Annotated in this window: 16 protein-coding genes; 4 read left to right on the top strand and 12 right to left on the bottom strand. The window is 49.7% G+C overall.

The features are described 5' to 3' along the window. The first annotated feature begins 2 nt into the window (after positions 1-2). From EZV61_RS14070 to gloA2, 4 genes are all read left to right on the top strand, one after another. On the top strand, positions 3-890 hold the full coding sequence (locus EZV61_RS14070) for a carbon-nitrogen hydrolase (protein ID WP_114336486.1): 888 nt from the start codon (positions 3-5) through the stop codon (positions 888-890). Then, on the top strand, positions 887-4,396 hold the full coding sequence (gene mfd, locus EZV61_RS14065; protein WP_131416365.1) for a transcription-repair coupling factor: 3,510 nt from the start codon (positions 887-889) through the stop codon (positions 4,394-4,396). Before EZV61_RS14070 ends, mfd begins: the two co-directional genes overlap by 4 nt. Beyond that, complete coding sequence (locus EZV61_RS14060; protein WP_131416363.1) at positions 4,393-5,871, top strand: CsiV family protein; 1,479 nt, start codon at positions 4,393-4,395, stop codon at positions 5,869-5,871. Before mfd ends, EZV61_RS14060 begins: the two co-directional genes overlap by 4 nt. Before the next feature lie 86 nt (positions 5,872-5,957). Continuing rightward, positions 5,958-6,371, top strand: coding sequence for an SMU1112c/YaeR family gloxylase I-like metalloprotein (gene gloA2 / locus EZV61_RS14055; RefSeq protein WP_114336848.1), 414 nt, complete (start codon positions 5,958-5,960; stop codon positions 6,369-6,371). Between the two features lie 15 nt (positions 6,372-6,386). Here the strand turns inward: gloA2 and EZV61_RS14050 are convergent, their stop codons facing one another. From EZV61_RS14050 to fabG, 12 genes are all read right to left on the bottom strand, one after another. Next, positions 6,387-7,613 carry a hypothetical protein gene (locus EZV61_RS14050; RefSeq protein WP_131416361.1) on the bottom strand — a complete coding sequence of 409 codons (1,227 nt, stop codon included), beginning with the start codon at positions 7,611-7,613 and terminating at the stop codon, positions 6,387-6,389. Continuing rightward, complete coding sequence (locus EZV61_RS14045) at positions 7,613-8,905, bottom strand: NAD(P)/FAD-dependent oxidoreductase (protein ID WP_114336482.1); 1,293 nt, start codon at positions 8,903-8,905, stop codon at positions 7,613-7,615. The genes EZV61_RS14050 and EZV61_RS14045 overlap by 1 nt, the downstream gene beginning before the upstream one ends. Positions 8,906-8,975: 70 nt before the next feature. Then, entirely contained in the window at positions 8,976-9,521 is a 546-nt protein-coding gene (gene ycfP / locus EZV61_RS14040) for an alpha/beta hydrolase YcfP (protein WP_114336481.1), read from the bottom strand. A gap of 81 nt (positions 9,522-9,602) precedes the next feature. Continuing rightward, complete coding sequence (gene nagZ / locus EZV61_RS14035; protein ID WP_131416444.1) at positions 9,603-10,613, bottom strand: beta-N-acetylhexosaminidase; 1,011 nt, start codon at positions 10,611-10,613, stop codon at positions 9,603-9,605. A 20-nt stretch (positions 10,614-10,633) separates the two neighbouring features. Continuing rightward, positions 10,634-11,506, bottom strand: coding sequence for a DUF6279 family lipoprotein (locus tag EZV61_RS14030; RefSeq protein ID WP_131416359.1), 873 nt, complete (start codon positions 11,504-11,506; stop codon positions 10,634-10,636). Continuing rightward, positions 11,499-12,440, bottom strand: coding sequence for a DNA polymerase III subunit delta' (locus EZV61_RS14025; protein WP_131416357.1), 942 nt, complete (start codon positions 12,438-12,440; stop codon positions 11,499-11,501). Before EZV61_RS14025 ends, EZV61_RS14030 begins: the two co-directional genes overlap by 8 nt. Next, complete coding sequence (tmk, locus tag EZV61_RS14020; protein WP_131416355.1) at positions 12,422-13,078, bottom strand: dTMP kinase; 657 nt, start codon at positions 13,076-13,078, stop codon at positions 12,422-12,424. The genes EZV61_RS14025 and tmk overlap by 19 nt, the downstream gene beginning before the upstream one ends. 2 nt (positions 13,079-13,080) lie before the next feature. Further along, positions 13,081-14,091 (bottom strand): endolytic transglycosylase MltG, encoded by a 1,011-nt coding sequence (mltG, locus tag EZV61_RS14015; protein ID WP_130565682.1) that lies wholly within the window; start codon positions 14,089-14,091, stop codon positions 13,081-13,083. Beyond that, a complete protein-coding gene (gene pabC, locus EZV61_RS14010) occupies positions 14,088-14,912 on the bottom strand; it encodes an aminodeoxychorismate lyase (RefSeq protein WP_165569615.1) in 825 nt (274 codons plus the stop codon). Before pabC ends, mltG begins: the two co-directional genes overlap by 4 nt. 65 nt (positions 14,913-14,977) lie before the next feature. After that, on the bottom strand, positions 14,978-16,216 hold the full coding sequence (gene fabF / locus EZV61_RS14005; protein WP_114336475.1) for a beta-ketoacyl-ACP synthase II: 1,239 nt from the start codon (positions 16,214-16,216) through the stop codon (positions 14,978-14,980). Positions 16,217-16,291: 75 nt separating this feature from the next. Continuing rightward, positions 16,292-16,528: an acyl carrier protein gene (gene acpP / locus EZV61_RS14000; RefSeq protein WP_114336474.1), complete on the bottom strand. Its 237-nt coding sequence runs from the start codon at positions 16,526-16,528 to the stop codon at positions 16,292-16,294. A 161-nt stretch (positions 16,529-16,689) separates the two neighbouring features. After that, on the bottom strand, positions 16,690-17,436 hold the full coding sequence (fabG, locus tag EZV61_RS13995) for a 3-oxoacyl-ACP reductase FabG (RefSeq protein WP_114336473.1): 747 nt from the start codon (positions 17,434-17,436) through the stop codon (positions 16,690-16,692). Between the last annotated feature and the right edge of the window lie 17 nt (positions 17,437-17,453).

The raw sequence follows: 17,453 nt of genomic DNA, 5'->3' as shown, positions 1-17,453 counted from the left end.
TTATGTCACGCACTCTCAATGTCGCCCTGCTTCAGCATGCCTGTAGCGACAATCTAAATGACAACCTGCAGCACACCTGCGACCTGATCCGTCAGGCTAAATCCGGCGGCGCCGAATTGGTGGTGCTGCAAGAACTGCATCGCAGTCGCTATTTTTGCCAGCAGGAAGATGTTGATTACTTTGATTTGGCAGAAACCATACCCGGCCCAAGTACTGACGCCCTAGGTGTTCTAGCTAAAGAGCTAGACATCGTCATTGTCGCGTCGCTGTTTGAAAAACGTGCCGCGGGCCTTTACCACAATACCGCAGTGGTACTAGAGAATGATGGCTCGATCGCCGGTAAGTATCGCAAAATGCATATCCCCGATGACCCTGGGTTCTATGAAAAATTTTACTTCACCCCTGGCGATCTTGGCTTTGAGCCCATCGACACCTCAGTGGGTCGCCTTGGCGTATTGGTGTGCTGGGATCAGTGGTTTCCGGAAGGCGCTAGGCTGATGGCTATGGCCGGTGCCGAACTGCTTATCTATCCGACCGCCATAGGTTGGGATCCCCGTGACGACGACGCAGAAAAAGCGCGCCAGTTAGATGCTTGGATCACAGTGCAACGCGGTCACGCCATCGCCAATGGCTTGCCGGTGTTGAGTTGTAACCGCATCGGCCATGAGCCGGATCCTGCTGACAGCAACCCAGGCATTCAGTTCTGGGGCAACAGTTTTATCACTGGCCCTCAGGGCGAGTTTCTGGCTCATGCCAAGGAAACGGAGACGCTGTTAACCGCGACTATCGACATGGAACGTTGTGAATCCGTGCGCCGCATCTGGCCCTACCTTCGCGATCGCCGTATCGATGATTATCAAGATCTTACTAAACGTTTTAGGGACGCATGAGTACATTGAGCCAATTCAACCTACTTAATCCACCAACACTCGGCAAAGCTGGGGATATCCAACTTTGGGGCGAAGCGCTTTCAACCGCTGAATCGCTCGCATTGGCGGAAGCGGTGTCCCGTCATCCAGGGATCAGTGTGATCATCACTGCGGATACGCCGACCGCCCTGCGTTTGGAATCTGAGCTGGCTCACCTATTGCTGGCGCAAGAGGTTGAGGTATTACTGTTTCCCGATTGGGAAACCTTACCTTACGATAATTTTTCGCCACATCAGGATATCATCTCACAACGTTTATCAACCCTGTATAAGCTGCAGCAGGCCAAGCAGATTGATGCACAGATGGCCTTAATCGTACCCGTTGCCACTTTGAGCTTGGTAACCGCACCGCCTAGCTATTTAAGCGGTCACACCTTGTTTGTGAATAAGGGACAGAGCCTGCCCCTCGACAAGCTTAAAGAGCAGCTCGCCTATTCCGGCTACCACCACGTACAACAGGTGTTGGAGCATGGTGAATTCAGCGTCCGAGGATCCATTTTGGATCTCTACCCCATGGGCAGCACTGTGCCCTACCGTATCGATTTCTTTGACGATGAAGTCGATTCGATCCGGCCGTTTGACCCAGAAAGCCAGCGTTCGGAAGCCCCGATCGACGCGATAAACCTTTTGCCGGGACATGAGTTCCCCACGGACGAGTTTGCCATTGAACGTTTCCGCACTCAGTTTCGTGAACAGTTTGCCGTCAGTAACGCCAAAGAATCACTGTATCAGCAGGTAAGTAAGAAGTTGATGCCAGCCGGCATTGAGTACTATTTACCACTGTTTTTCGAACAAACAGGAAACCTGTTTGACTACCTGCCGGAAAGCGCGCAACTGTTGCAGGTTGGGGATCTTGTTGCTGCTGCCGAACATTTTGCCCGTGATGTGCAGCTGCGTTATGACGACCGCAGCATCGATCCACTCAGGCCATTGCTTAAACCGGACCAACTATTCCTGCCAGTTGAAAAACTGTTTGCTGAGTGTAAACGTTGGCCTCGCGCACAACTGACCACCGCTTCTCAGCCGAGTAAAGTCGGCCGCTTTAATCTGGCGGCCAATGCGGTAACTGACATCGCCGTTAATCACAAATATGCCGAGCCCCTCACTCACCTAAAGCACTATCTGAAAGAGCATTCAGCACAGGTACTGTTTGTCGTTGAGTCGGAAGGCCGCCAAGAAGCACTGTTAGACCTTTTACATAAAGCGGGCATACGGCCAAATAAAATCCAATCAATAATGGCGTTTGTTGCCAGTAAAGATGCTTATGGCATCTTGGTCGCGCCGTTTGAGCACAGCGTCACACTGGCATCGGTGCCACTCACCATCATCACCGAAACCGAACTATTCGGGAATCGCGTTCGCCAGCGCCGGCGCCAGAAATCCAGCCGCGCATTGTCACCAGATCAGCTGATAAGAAACCTGGCTGAGCTACAAATTGGCCAGCCGGTTGTCCACATGGATCACGGCGTTGGTCGCTACGCCGGTCTACAGACCTTGGAAGCTGGCGGGATGACCAGTGAATTTGTCACCTTAGAGTATGCCGGCAACGCCAAGCTCTATGTGCCAGTCACCTCACTCAATATGATTGGTCGATACAGCGGTGCGGAGCCAGAAAACGCGCCCTTGCATAAATTGGGCAACGAAAGCTGGGGCAGAATTAAGCGTAAGGCCGCAGAAAAGATCCGTGATGTCGCCGCCGAGTTACTGCAAATTTACGCCAATCGCGCCGCGCGCTCAGGGGTCGCTTTCAATCTCGATAATGATTACAAAGCATTCTCCGAAAGTTTTCCATTTGAGGAAACCGTGGATCAGAAGAGCGCTATCGCCGCGGTAATCAACGATATGTCAGCAGCAAAATCGATGGATCGCTTGGTTTGTGGCGACGTTGGTTTCGGCAAGACAGAGGTAGCGATGCGCGCCGCTTATGTCGCTGTTAGCAATGGCAAACAGGTCGCCGTTCTGGTACCAACCACGCTGCTCGCCCAACAGCATTACGACAACTTCCGCGATCGATTTGCTGGCCATGCTGTTAGCATCGAAGTACTTTCCCGCTTCCGCACAGCGAAGCAAACTCAACAAGTGCTAGACCAACTGGGCGAAGGTAAAGTTGATATAGTGATCGGGACGCATAAGCTGCTGCAGCAACAGATCCCATTTAACGATCTAGGCTTGCTAATTGTCGATGAAGAACACCGGTTTGGCGTTCGCCAAAAGGAAAAGATCAAGGCCCTGCGTGCAGACGTTGATATCCTCACATTAACAGCCACACCGATCCCGCGGACACTAAATATGGCGCTCGGTGGCATGCGAGATCTGTCTATCATCGCCACCCCGCCAGCCAGGCGACTAGCAGTGAAAACCTTTGTTCGGCAACGGGACAACCACCTGATCCGAGAAGCCGTCATGCGCGAACTACTCCGCGGCGGCCAAGTCTACTTCCTTCACAACAGCGTCGACACCATCGAACGCACCATGGAAGAGCTAACCGAACTGTTGCCAGAAGCGCGCATCGCCGTTGCCCATGGCCAGATGCGGGAGCGTGAACTCGAACAGGTAATGACAGATTTCTACCATCAGCGCTATAACATCTTGCTTTGTACCACCATCATAGAAACGGGGATTGACGTAGCAAGTGCGAATACCATCATCATGGATCGGGCTGATAAGCTGGGCTTAGCTCAGCTGCACCAGCTTAGAGGTCGTGTCGGGCGTTCTCATCACCAAGCCTATGCCTATTTACTCACACCACCGCCGAAACGATTGACAAAAGATGCGCAGAAACGCTTAGAAGCAATTGCGGAGCTTGAAGATCTCGGTGCTGGTTTTGCGTTAGCGACCCACGACCTCGAGATCCGCGGTGCTGGCGAACTGCTCGGTGAAGATCAGAGTGGGCAAATAACGGCCATAGGTTTCAGTTTATATATGGAGATGTTGGAGCACGCCGTTGATGCACTGCAGAACGGCGAACCGATCAACCTCGAAGATGATCTTGGTAAGCAAACTGAAATTGAACTGAAGATCCCTGCTCTGCTGCCAGATGATTACATTTTTGAAGTAAATCTGCGCCTGTCATTTTACAAGCGCATCGCCGGTTGCAGAGATCAACAATCCCTAGATGAATTGCAGGTCGAACTGATCGATCGTTTTGGCCTACTGCCAACACCAGCCAAGAATCTATTCAAGATTAGCGAACTGCGCTTGCTGGCGGAAAAACTCGGCATTAAACGTATCGACGCCCATGGAAAAGGCGGTGTTGTTGAGTTTGCTAGCAAGACATGTGTCGACCCAACGTTTATCATTCGTCTCATCCAAACACAGCCTGCGCAATATAGGCTGGAAGGTGCCGACAAGTTTAGATTTATCATACCTTCACAAACCAGCGAACAACGACTGGTATTGGTAGAGCAAATGCTGGCAGAATTCAGCAATCACAGCGATTTAAAACATAAAAAGGACAGAGCTCGATGAAGCGAAACCGGATCCTGACGCTGGCATTAGCACCAGCCGTATTAATGGCAGGGCCACTTTTCTCCGCCAGCGTCGTTGCCGAAGAGGAAGAACCCCGTTGGTTCGAGGTGGAAGTGATCCTATTTAGCCGCAACGTGCCTGCCGACAGCGTTAATGAACATTGGCCTTCAGAAGCCAATAAACTCGACACTCGGAATGCACCAGATCTGCTGTCTGCACTGCTTTTCCCCGCAGAGGAAGTAGTACCTGTCGACGACAGCTACTGCATCCCAGCGGATCAGCTGACAACAGATCCCGTTATGGACGGCGCTGCAGCAACACCAGACAGCCTTGAAGCAGGTACCCCAGAAGTAGCAGGCGAAACAAAGGCGCCTTTAAGCGACAGCGAACAGATCCCGCAGCCCTGTCCACCGAGTGAGCTAGAGGATGCCGCACCGGCTACATACGCTAAAACAGACGTTCCCGAGATTGTCGTTGCCCCAGCGCTACCAGACTTTGATGTCACCCCCTACCTGATTGATGACCAATCGCTGCAATTAGTCGCCCAGCGTAAAGTTATTGAACGGCGACCAGAGTTCAAAATGATGTTACATACCGGTTGGCGTCAAGCCATGGTGCCACGCAAGCAGAGCGCAAAATGGCATCTGTTTGCTGGTAAGGACTTTACTGACCAATTTCTAGCTGATGGTACATTGCGCAATAAGCCTGAACTAGCAAAAACCAATCAAGCACCCTGTCCCTTTGGGACAGTGACTATCGATGGTGAGTGCATTATCAGTGACAACGCAGCATCGGAAAACCCAGCACCGAGTGCTAACGCCGATGCCCCTGCAGCGCCACAGCCATTAACCACTGAAGAAGTACAAGCCAACATTACAGAGATGCTGGCTGCCCAAGAAACGGAACTAGCGGCAGCGATGGCTGCGCAAGTGGAAGTCGAATCTACTGACGCACCAATCCTGCCATTGTGGCAACTAGACGGGCTGTTCCGCGTCTATCTGGAACACTACCTCTATATCGATGCCGATTTCGACTACCGCATTGCCGGTGAACGCGAACTACCGTTGCTGATTGAGGATCCATCATCAACCGATGGCAGTGCTGACAACCTCGAAATGACAGATCCGCTAGCGACACCTGAGCCGATACTCGCCATCGACAACCTTGAGCAAAGTTTGGCAGCAGAAACTCTACCTTTAACCCAACAGGAAGATCCTGAGGCTGGCGGCACGCTGGTAACAACAAAGCCCACAGAGGGCTACCTTTATAGGTATCGCCTAAGCCAAAGTCGTCGATTACGTAGTGGCGAATTGCACTATTTTGACCATCCTTTGGTGGGGATTTTGGTACAGATACGCCCTCACGACTATCGTGAACCGCCAACGCCAACAGAAGTAGATACAAGTGCAGCGGTAGAAGCAACTACACCTGCAGAAGTAGCAGCCCCAGCAAGTGACACGCAACCGGCGAGTTAACTAGAGGTTCAGTTAGTTCTGTTTTAAAAGCGCCAGGAGACAATCTGGCGCTTTTTTTTCGCCAATCAGAATAGAGAGAAATGCAAATGCTTAAAGGCGTTCATCATATAGCGATCATCTGCTCCGATTACCCACGCTCGAAACATTTCTATTGTGAAGTACTTGGTTTAAAGATCATCGCAGAAAACTATCGTGCAGAGCGCCGTTCATACAAATTGGACTTGGGCCTGCCAGATGGTACGCAGATCGAGCTATTCTCTTTTCCTGATGCACCAGAGAGACCAAGCTATCCCGAAGCACAAGGTTTACGCCACCTTGCATTTGCAGTCAGCTCAATGAATGAGATGGTGGCATACCTAAGTGATCACGACATAAAAAGTGAGCCGATCCGAATCGACGAATATACCGGCAAGCGCTATACCTTTTTCGCTGATCCTGACGGGCTCCCCATAGAGCTTTATGAAGTCACAGAGCATCCCATAACGCCAAAAACGTCATAGCATGGCTTGTTGCGATCACTCGGACTTACGCTTCCGCATGATGGCCTTGATGCGCGCAATAGTAAGCGGATAGATGCAGACACCTACGATCGTAATAAACAGCAACCCAAGTCCGCTAAACAACCAAACCTTTGCATTAGAAGGTGTTAATTCGGGCAAGCGCTTACCAGCCGCTAGGTAATCTACAACCCAGAGGTCACGCTGCAACAGGAACCACTGCTGCCGCTGGGTTTGCGCCATACGCTGCAACTGCAACTCACTGCTCACGGAACAGTTTTGCTGAACCAGCAGCACCTCGTCGTCACCAACTAAGGTGTTCGGATCAGCAACTGCCAACTTGGCGAGATCAGCAATATGGCGGTCAAAGCGGAACCTGTTGTCTTTAGCAAACACGAACCCCGATGGCTGCAGCAGTGCCAGCCCTATCGCTGTTGATTCAGACTGGTGCGATTGCAGGTATTGCTGCTGTAAAGCCAGAATTTGCCGTTTCGTCGGCTGTTCACAAGCACGAACGGCCAATAAGCGCTCTGCTTCAGTTCGCCATGAGACTTGTTTAGCACTTAACTGTTTACGTATTTCACTTTGTTCTTGCACGAGCTTGGCATGGGAGCCTTTCATCGCTTGCTGGCAGGTAGGAGAAGATACCGGCGGCTTAAAACCACTAAGGCTTAACTTCTCGCTGGCATTGCGCTCCAACAGCAGTAAGCTTTCCGCCGAAAGTCCACTCGTAACCTGCTTCCTTTGTTCCAGCCAAAGCAGTATTTGATCAAGTTTTGTTCGGTGACTATCGATCGCTTGCTGATAACGATTTTTACACTGGGCAACACCAGCAGAAGCTGCGACCTTTTTCCGCCCTGCCGCGCCCAGCTGTGCCTGCGCACGACCAACATTGTCTACTGAGCCATCCCAAAGCCGAAAATTGCGCTGATAAAGCCCACGCGCCTGTTCACATATCCCACGAGTATCCTGTGCCGAACACTCCGCTGCATGATACTCACGGATCGCGAGATTGACTGACACCCCCGCTTCTAGGCACAACATGTATGCAGGCCTGCTCCACGCTGCGATAGGACGACAATAATGCTTCAGCTTATTGTCGATATCCGAATCAGGCACGGCAACACCAAGGCCTGGTACTCGTTCAGGGGGCTCAGGTTTAAATGCCTGAGCGCTGAACGAGAACAACAGGCCGAGCCCGAGATAGAGTACGTTGATCAATACTGAAGACGCGTATTTACTCATTAATGTAATTTCAACGTTGGACGTAACGCACGGTTGATTTGACCAACCAGTAGTAGCAATAACGTCTTAAACCAGCCATGCAGTGCAAACTGGTGCATACGATACAAAGAGATATAAACGAACCGCGCTACGCGCCCTTCAACTCGCATTGATCCTCTCGTCAGGTTGCCCATCAGACTTCCCACCGTGGTGTACTTGCTTAATGAAACAAGCGAACCATGATCTTTATACTCATACGCTGTCAGCGGCTTCCCCTCTAACTGCGCGAGCAAATTCTTATACACGTGAGAGGCCATCTGATGCGCGGCCTGAGCACGTGGAGGGACAGGCTTTCCGTCTTCCTGAATACAACTCGCGCAATCACCCAATGCATAAATTGAATCATCGTTAGTTGTTTGCAACGTCGACTTAACCACCAGCTGATTAATACGATTGGTTTCTAAGCCGCCAATTTCTGCGAGAAAGTCTGGCGCTTTAATACCTGCAGCCCATACCATCAACTGTGCAGGGATCTCATCACCATCTTTGGTTTTCAAACCCGAACTGGTAGCTTCCGTCACCATGGTGGCGGTTTTTACTGCAACACCCAGATCTAATAATTCTTTGTGTGCAGCACCACTAATTCGCTCAGGTAGTGCAGGCAAGATGCGAGGCCCAGCTTCAACCAAAGTGACATTCAACTTATCGCGTCCGGCATCTTTAACACCGTACAGCGCGGCTTCTTCCGCCGCTTTATGTAACTCTGCAGACAGTTCTACACCTGTAGCGCCTGCGCCTACAATGGCGATATCGAGGGTTTCATTCTTGCCGCCACCCACTTTCAAAAACGCATTGAGTAGCTCACGGTGAAAACGCCTAGCCTGTTCAGGCGAGTCAAGGAAGATACAATTGTCTCTAACACCTTGGGTATTAAAGTCATTGGACACACTACCTAGGGAGATCACCAAGTAATCGTAATCGAGCGTGCGTTCAGCCATGAGCTCTTCGCCCTTCTCGTCATTCATCGGCGCAAGAACAATTTGCTTACTGTCCCGTTCTATTCTCGATAAAGCACCCAGCTGAAATTGAAAATGATGATTGCGGGCATGAGCACGGTAACTAAGCGCATCAACACCATCATCTAACGAACCTGCAGCCACTTCGTGCAATAACGGCTTCCAGATATGGGTACGTTTTCTGTCAACCAGGGTGATCTCCGCTCTGCCCTTTTTACCAAGACGACGTCCCAGCTTAGTTGCCAACTCCAAACCACCGGCACCACCACCAACGACAACAATCTTAATTTCGCTCATTCGGCGCTCCTAAAAAAACAAAAGCGGGCCAAATGGCCCGCAAAACATGCTAGCTGTCACATAGTTTAAGCTATTCGCTCGATTCCTTAAATGCTTTAATCTGTTGCAGATGGGGCGAGAGCTTTTTGAACTTATGACTCTGCTCTTCGTCCCAAATCACATCGTAATATGGCGCCAAGGCATCATGGCTAACCGTGTTGTCATGCACCTCATCATTTCGAGACAATACGACTAACGTACGTCCCTTATTCTTATTGCGAAACTCAGACACACATTTACCGGCTATATCTTTGTATTCTTCCGGCCGATCGATCTTCCCTTCCATCGTTACCTCGGGTTGAAGGTTGGGATTAATGATCACCGATTTTATTCCCGCCAGAAAACCGATCCGCTCAGACCAGTAACCGCCTAATCCCACACCACAAATCAGCGGATTAGGATCCCCCGCTTCTCGGACATCCCGCATCACCTCTTTCAGTAGATGGCTCATATCGTGCTTTGGATGCATGGTGCTATACGTCACGGCGCGTACATCAGGGTCAATAAATTTAAGCTGTAGCACTTTCTCGTGATTGCCAGGACTTGTCGAATCAAATCCATGTAGGTAAATAATCATTTTCTGCTCCCAATTTTGCGCCAGCTTTCTGAATATAGGCGAATAAATCGAATCTACGAATGCGCTGAGTCAAAAGATAAGTTAAGCAAAATTTTCCGAAATGATCGCCTGTACCTGCTGCCATCGCGGTGACGCGGTCAAATTTGCCCAGCTTGGCGCCGCAGACTTACGCATCTTCGGCAGACGTGGGGAGTAAGATGGTGCCAATTTCTGCACCGAATCTAACACCTCAACTGCAGCTTTTCGATCATTGCAAACCAACAACATATCACAACCAGCAGCTAAAGCCGCTGCGGTACGCTCATGATAGTCGCCCATAACACTGGCGCCTTCCATCGTCAGGTCGTCAGAGAAAATAACACCGTCAAAATCGAGTTCGCCGCGCAGCACTGTTTGCAACCAATAAGGTGAAAAGCCTGCTGGCAGTGCATCAAGATCCGGATATATCACATGGGCTGGCATAATCGCATCTAGCTTGTGATCCGCAGATAAGCGACTAAACACGGTCATATCATAGTCGCGGATCATCGCACTTGGGCGCTCATCAACCGGCACTGCCACATGGCTATCTGCAGCCACCGAACCATGACCAGGAAAGTGCTTACCGGTGCTTTTCATACCCGCTTGATGCATACCGTCAATAAACGCCGATGCCAGCGAAGCCACTTGTGCAGGTTGACTATGGAAAGCGCGATCACCAATCACTTCACTGATGCCATTCAGATCAAGCACAGGTGCAAAACTAATATCGATATCAACCGCCAATAACTCTGAGGCCATCAACCAGCCAAAATGCGTAGCCCAGGATGACGCCGTTGCCATATCACCATCACACGCTGCAAAGATTTTTGCCATTGCTGGAATATGGGTAAATCCGTCGCGAAAGCGCTGTACTCGGCCTCCTTCATGATCAACGGCGATCAGCAGTTCTGGTCGAACGCTACGGATCTCGGCCACTAACCTGGTGATCTGTTCTCGGCTTTGGAAGTTACGACTAAAGAAAATCAATCCACCAACGGCGGGATGAAGTAAGAGCGCTTTCTCTTCCGCGCTCAACACTGTTCCTTCCAAGTCAATCATCACAGGCCCCATAGGCAAACCTTGCGACATTACTATTCCTCCCGATGCAACTCAGTTAAATCATTAATTAGCTCACTAAGTTTGTCATCTAAGTGTGTCTGTTGTTGTTTTGTCATTGATGTGGAGATATCAACGATCATCTGCGCGTAAAAACGCCGGTTCTTTTCGATAGCGGCAAGATACTCGCCCCCTCGGATCTCATCGAGCTGTAACAAAAGATGTTCAGCACTCTGCTGAAACTGCGCTGGCTGATTGCGCTTCGCTAACGTTTGTTCAAGCTCATCCACCCAACGGTAGCGATATGCGATCCAGAGATCAAAACTGCTCGTTCGGGTCTCACTCCACTCTTTAATTCGCAGGATTTGGCCGTCAGTTAATGACCCTAGCCAATCTTCCAGTCCCTCTTCCATCCCCTCACGCCACTCTTGCTGACGTTCCTCGAGGGTCTGCTCATCATGTTCGGCCTTTATTTCGTCTAGCTCTTCGCGCACAGTTGCAACTAACTGTCTGGCCTGTTCGTCACTTAAGCTCTGGCCAAACTCAACCAAGGGGGGAAACATCACTTCTATCAGTTGATACCAGTGCGCCCGCGCCTTCTTAGTGAAGCCAACGACCTCATCGATGGTGAGTTCAGATTTTAGTGCAGAACGGAGCGACTCAAGATCTGCCGCATACAGAGGCAGCTGCTCTTGCCGGTGCCAACTCAATACCTGAGCGAGAGAGCGGTCAACGAATGCCTCTTGCTCGCTATCCAGCGTTATATAGTCGTCAATCGTCCAAGGCACTATCCAGTCCAAATAGTTATAAACCATTTTAGTGCTACAGGCTGTCAGCGTTCCGATAACAAGCAGCATGAAAAACGTGCGTGTTATCCAACGCCATCGCGGCCGAGATAGATTATTCACGATTGACTAATACTCCATAGCTGATCACTTTTTCCACCTGTAACACTTGATTGATACCAGATTGTGACAACACGACACGACTGTTCAGCAAATTGCGGTAAAACTGGGACAACTGCGATGCCAGTGGCGAAGGTGCTTGTTTCGCTTCGGCGCTAACCCAGTTGATTAACCAGTTAATACGTTCGACAGGCGCCTGAGCGATCAGTTCTTTCAACTCATTTAAGGCGCCTTTCTCGCCCTGCTGCCACCTAGCGTACAAAGCAGAAAAAGCCTGCAACTGAGCGTATTCCTCCGATTGAATGAAGTTTTGCAACGCCAACGGCGCATTTTGCAATAACGTCAATACATTGAAATCAACATTGAGCTGGTGTTGTTGTAGCCAATCGGTTGCCTGCTCGGGTGATGCCGATAGCGGGTAATGTTGGCAACGGCTAATAATGGTCGGCAATAACCGGCTCGAAACTGCCGTAGTCATGATGATAAACGTACCGGCGGGCGGCTCTTCAAGGGTCTTCAACAACGCATTAGCGGCGTTACTGTTCATTGCTTCTGCGCCAACAATCACAATGACTCGCCGACCCGACTGGTGAGTGGCTTGAGCGGTAACTCGCGTCAGTTCCCGAATCGCATCAACAGTGATCGTGCCCTTGTCATTGGCGGTAAGGAAAAGGTAATCAGGATGGTTTCCTGCGTCTTTCAATTGGCAGCTTTTACACTGGCCACAGGCGCGAAGATACCCCAGCTCTGTAGTTTGGGGTTGAACACAGATAAGCAGAGAAGCGAGATCATCGGCTAAGGTCCGCTTGCCAATACCGGCAACGCCAGTCAACAGCACCGCCGCAGGTAAACGATTGGCTGCAACACTTTGAGCTAACGTACCGTAGGCTGACAGCAACCAAGGCATCTGCAATGCACTTAGCACCTGCTGAGCCACGGTAAAACCTCTTCGGCGAGCAGATCATTTATTTGTTGCGTCACTTGCGGTATGGCAACCCCAGCGTCAACGGTTCTAATACTTGGGTCTTGCTTGGCCAGGGTCAAGTAGCGCTCTCGTGTTCTCACGAAAAAGTCGAGCGCTTCCAGCTCAATACGATCTAATTCGCCCCGCCCTCGAGCCCTAGCTAAGCCTACCTCAGGATCTATATCCATGTAGAGCGTTAAGTCCGGTTTAAAGTCACCAAGCACTGCATGTTTTATTGCCTGGATCTGACCATCGTCAATCCCGCGACCACCGCCTTGATACGCGCGACTCGACAAGTCATGGCGATCGCCCAATACCCATTTTCCAGCGGCTAACGCGGGTTCAATAACCGTTTTGACCAACTGTGCGCGACTGGCATACATCAAGAGCAACTCAGTTTCCGGAGCGACCGGTTCATCCAGGGTCGGAGATTTCACGATATTACGTAGTTGCTCCGCCAACGGCGTACCACCTGGCTCTCTCGTTGTTAAGATATCGCGCACGCCGTGGGAGGCCAGAAACTCCGTCACCGCAGTGACAGCTGTGCTCTTGCCGGCACCTTCGAGCCCTTCGATAACAATAAATTTACCCGGGACTGTTACTTCACTCATTATCATTTTCCAAGAATATATTTTCTGACCGCTTGATTATGCTCTTTCAAGGTACGGGAGAAATAGTGACGCCCGCCACCGCTGGCGACAAAATAGAGGTAATCCGATTTTTCCGGTTTCACGGCTGCCATCAGCGAGTTAACTCCCGGCATCGCAATAGGCGTAGGCGGTAAAGCAGGGATCACATAGGTGTTATATGCGGTCTTTTGACGCAAATGAACCCGTTTAATATCCCCTTGATAGCTGTCCCCTAAGCCGTATATAACGGTCGGATCCGTTTGTAAGCGCATACCTAACCTAAGGCGATTCTCGAATACAGAGGATATCCGAGGGCGTTCGTCATCAACGCCGGTCTCCTTCTCAATGATCGAGGCCATAATTAACACCTCATACGCACTTTTTAGCGGGATATCAGGATCTCGCTGCTGCCAAGCGAACTCAAGTTGGGCTTTCATTGCATCGTGGGCGCGCTGCAACAGTTCCAGATCAGTGCTGCCCTGAGTATAAAAGTAGGTATCAGGATAGAGCCATCCTTCGACAGATGGCGACTCAATGGCTAACGCCTCTTTCACTTGCGCATCACTTAACTCACCCAGTGTGCGTTTTAAGCCTGGGGCTTCCAGTAGCTTCAGTCGCCAATCACGAAAACGTTCACCTTCTACAAAGGTCAATTGATACTGAAATTCAGCACCGCCACTGAGTAAAGCCAAACTTTCCCTGAGCGTAGCATTGGGCTGAATTTGAAAGGTACCGACCTTGATCGCTACAAGTTCAGGATAGACACGACCAACCAGCCGGCTTTGCCAGGCTCCGCGGATCCAACCTTGCTGTTGCCACTCATCCAATACTTTACGGTAATGACTGCCGCTAGCAACAGCATAGATGACCGGTTCATTGACAAAAAGCGGTTGATTTAAATAGCTATCAACACGAGCAAAGACTATTGCCACGGCGACAATACCAAGCATGGCTAAGCCAATGACAAACACACTAAAACGTTTCCAAAAACTCATCTATTTCCTTCCATGATGATCGCTTGCAGCCTTCGGCTAAAGGCAAAATCTTGCATCACTCGGCCATCAAATAGTCTGACAGGAACAACTTGTTGTACGCTGTTCGTTATCCAAATTTCATCTGCAGAACGCAATGCATCTAGCGTACCTTTGACGACATTAAACGGGATATTTTCTGCGCTAAGCGTGTCCAACACAACTCGGCTCATCACCCCTGCAACCCCGGAACCGCAAAGATCGCATGTATATACAAGCTTATCTTTACGCCAAAATATATTGGCAGCATTTGTCTCTATTACATCGCCGTTTACATTGCAAAATACGGCATCATCAACACCTAACGCCAACACCTCTTGCCTACCTAATACTTGCTCAAGGCGGTTAAGTGTTTTCAAACCAGCCAGCGCTGGACTAACACCCAGTTTAAATTTTGCGACACCTAAACTTATTCCTTTCTGCTGCCATGCATCTACATGTGCAGGGACAGCAAACTGGCTGACAATCACAGAGGGCAGGTTACATCCTTGCGGGCTATAACCACGGCCACCGCTGCCCCGCGTAATAACGACCTTAATCACCGATGATGGCTGTGCTGATGCGGTCGCAAAAACGTCACGTTCTAAGCGATGCCAATCAATACCGGAAATATATAAACGCTGCGCACTGGTTTGCAATCGCGCCAAGTGGTGATCCCACCATTGAGCATGGCCGTCGGTAACCAACATAGTGGTAAAGAAACCATCGCCATACTGGAGGCCGCGATCGTTAACATCAATTTGAGATGAGGCTACGCCATTAATGAGGTGCAAAAGTGTTATCACAGATAATAAAAAAGCCTGATGCCATAAGGTATCAGGCTTTTTTATTCAGCAACAGTTTCCGTAACTTAGATTTTCTTCAAAAGCACGGATCCGTTGGTACCACCAAAACCGAATGAATTGCTTAGTGCATATTCTGCGTCCGTTTCTTGGGCGGTATGCGCACAATAATTCAGATCACAACCTTCGGCGGGGTTATCAAGGTTAATGGTGGGAGGAATAATCCCCTTCTCCAATACCAGTGCTGTGATGATGGTTTCAATCGCACCCGCAGCGCCTAGCAAGTGGCCTGTCATCGACTTAGTTGAACTGACCTTCAGGTCATAGGCATGTTCACCAAAGACTGACTTAACCGCAGCTGTTTCAGCAATATCACCTGCTGGTGTTGATGTACCATGAGCATTGATATAACCGACTTTGTCGTAATCAATACCAGAATCATTCAGCGCATTTACCATTGCCGCTGCGGCACCGCTGCCGTCTGCTGGTGGTGAAGTCATGTGATAAGCATCGCCGCTCATACCAAAACCAACCACTTCTGCGTACATCTTCGCTCCGCGAGCCTTCGCTGATTCATACTCTTCAAGTACGATCATGCCAGCACCATCTCCGAGCACAAAACCATCACGATCTTTGTCCCACGGGCGGCTTGCTTGCTGTGGTTCATCATTTCTAGTTGAAAGCGCCTTCGCAGCGGCAAAACCACCCAAGCCAAGTGGCGTACAAGCGGCCTCAGCACCACCAGCCAGCATAGCGTCAGCATCACCGTAGCAGATCATACGTGCAGCATGGCCGATATTGTGCACACCTGAGGTACAGGCGGTGACAATAGAAATATTCGGGCCTTTCAAACCGTATTTGATTGAAAGGTGTCCAGCTACCATGTTGATAATGGTCGAAGGTACAAAGAAAGGTGAAATCTTGCGAGGACCGCCAGCCAGCAGAGCTTCATGGCTCTTTTCGATGAGACCTAGCCCACCAATACCAGAACCAATCGCTGCGCCTACACGCGCTGCGTTTTCGTCTGTAATCTCCAATTTGGCATCTTCAATTGCCTGAATACCAGCGGCAATACCATATTGAATGAACAGATCCATCTTGCGAGCATCTTTCTTCGACATATAGTCTTCAACATTGAAGTCTTTTACCTGCCCAGCAAAGCGCGTGGAAAAAGCTTCAACATCAAACCCCTCAACAGGACCGATACCGCTTTTACCCGCTACCAGAGCCTGCCAGGACTCTTCAACGCTGTTACCAACAGGGGAAAGCATCCCCATGCCAGTGATTACTACACGACGTTTAGACACGTTCTGCCTCCATAAGGAGTTAACCCTACAAAAAACAAAGGCGGCTTAAGCGCCGCCTTCCTGAAATCTTTTTGATTAGTCCTGGTGAGACTGGACGTAATCGATAGCTGATTGAACAGTTGTGATCTTTTCAGCTTCTTCGTCAGGAATCTCAGTATCAAATTCCTCTTCAAGAGCCATCACCAACTCAACTGTATCCAGCGAGTCTGCACCGAGGTCATCAACAAAAGAAGCTTCGTTTTTCACTTCTTCTTCTTTAACACCCAGTTGCTCGATGATGATTTTTTTTACGCGTTCTTCAAGAGTGCTCATTTTCTATATTTTCCTTTATGAACAAATAACGCTTTCGCGAATTTTTGCCTAGTGTATTCGATAGGCCAAAAGATTCAAGCTATTGGCTAAAGAACTCAAAGTGGTCAAACCACGATTTTAGCGTTATTTATGAAAATTGCAGAACAAAATGTGTTCTTTGGTTAAACCATATACATGCCGCCATTTACGTGCAGCGTTTCGCCCGTAATATAGCCAGCCATATCAGATGCCAAAAAGACCACCGCTGAGGCAATTTCTTCTGGGCTTCCAAGACGTTCCATTGGTACCTGAGACAAAATAGCGCCGCGCTGACCTTCGTCAAGAGCATGTGTCATATCAGTTTCAATAAATCCGGGCGCGATCGCATTCACGGTGATTCCGCGACTGGCAACTTCCCGAGCCAAAGATTTAGTAAAACCGATCAAACCCGCTTTTGCTGCCGAGTAATTCACCTGGCCAGCGTTGCCCATAGTACCAACCACAGATCCGATATTGACGATACGACCGCCACGTTTCTTCATCATGGTACGAATGACTGCCTTACTCAGGCGAAACAGTGAGGTCAGGTTAGTATCGATCACTGACTCCCACTCATCTTCTTTCATTCGCATGAACAGATTATCTTTGGTGATACCAGCGTTGTTAATTAACAGATCAACACCACCATGAGATTCTTTGATATCGGCAAACAATGTGTCAACCGACGCCTGCTCAGTGACATTTAGTACCTTGCCAGCACCATGTTCACCAAGATATTCAGCAATGGCGTTGGCGCCATTTTCACTGGTTGCTGTACCGATAACAAAAGCCCCCTGCTCTACCAGTTTCAGGGCAATTGATTTACCGATGCCACGGCTAGCGCCGGTGACCAAAGCAACTTTACCTTCCAGGCTTAAGTTCAATGACATGTTTTTTAATTCCTCAA

Source organism: Corallincola luteus, assembly GCF_004336975.1.
GTDB classification, from domain to species: Bacteria; Pseudomonadota; Gammaproteobacteria; order Enterobacterales; family Neiellaceae; genus Corallincola; species Corallincola holothuriorum.
Note: the sequence above shows the minus strand (reverse complement) of the source record. Positions and strands in the feature narration are given on the sequence as shown.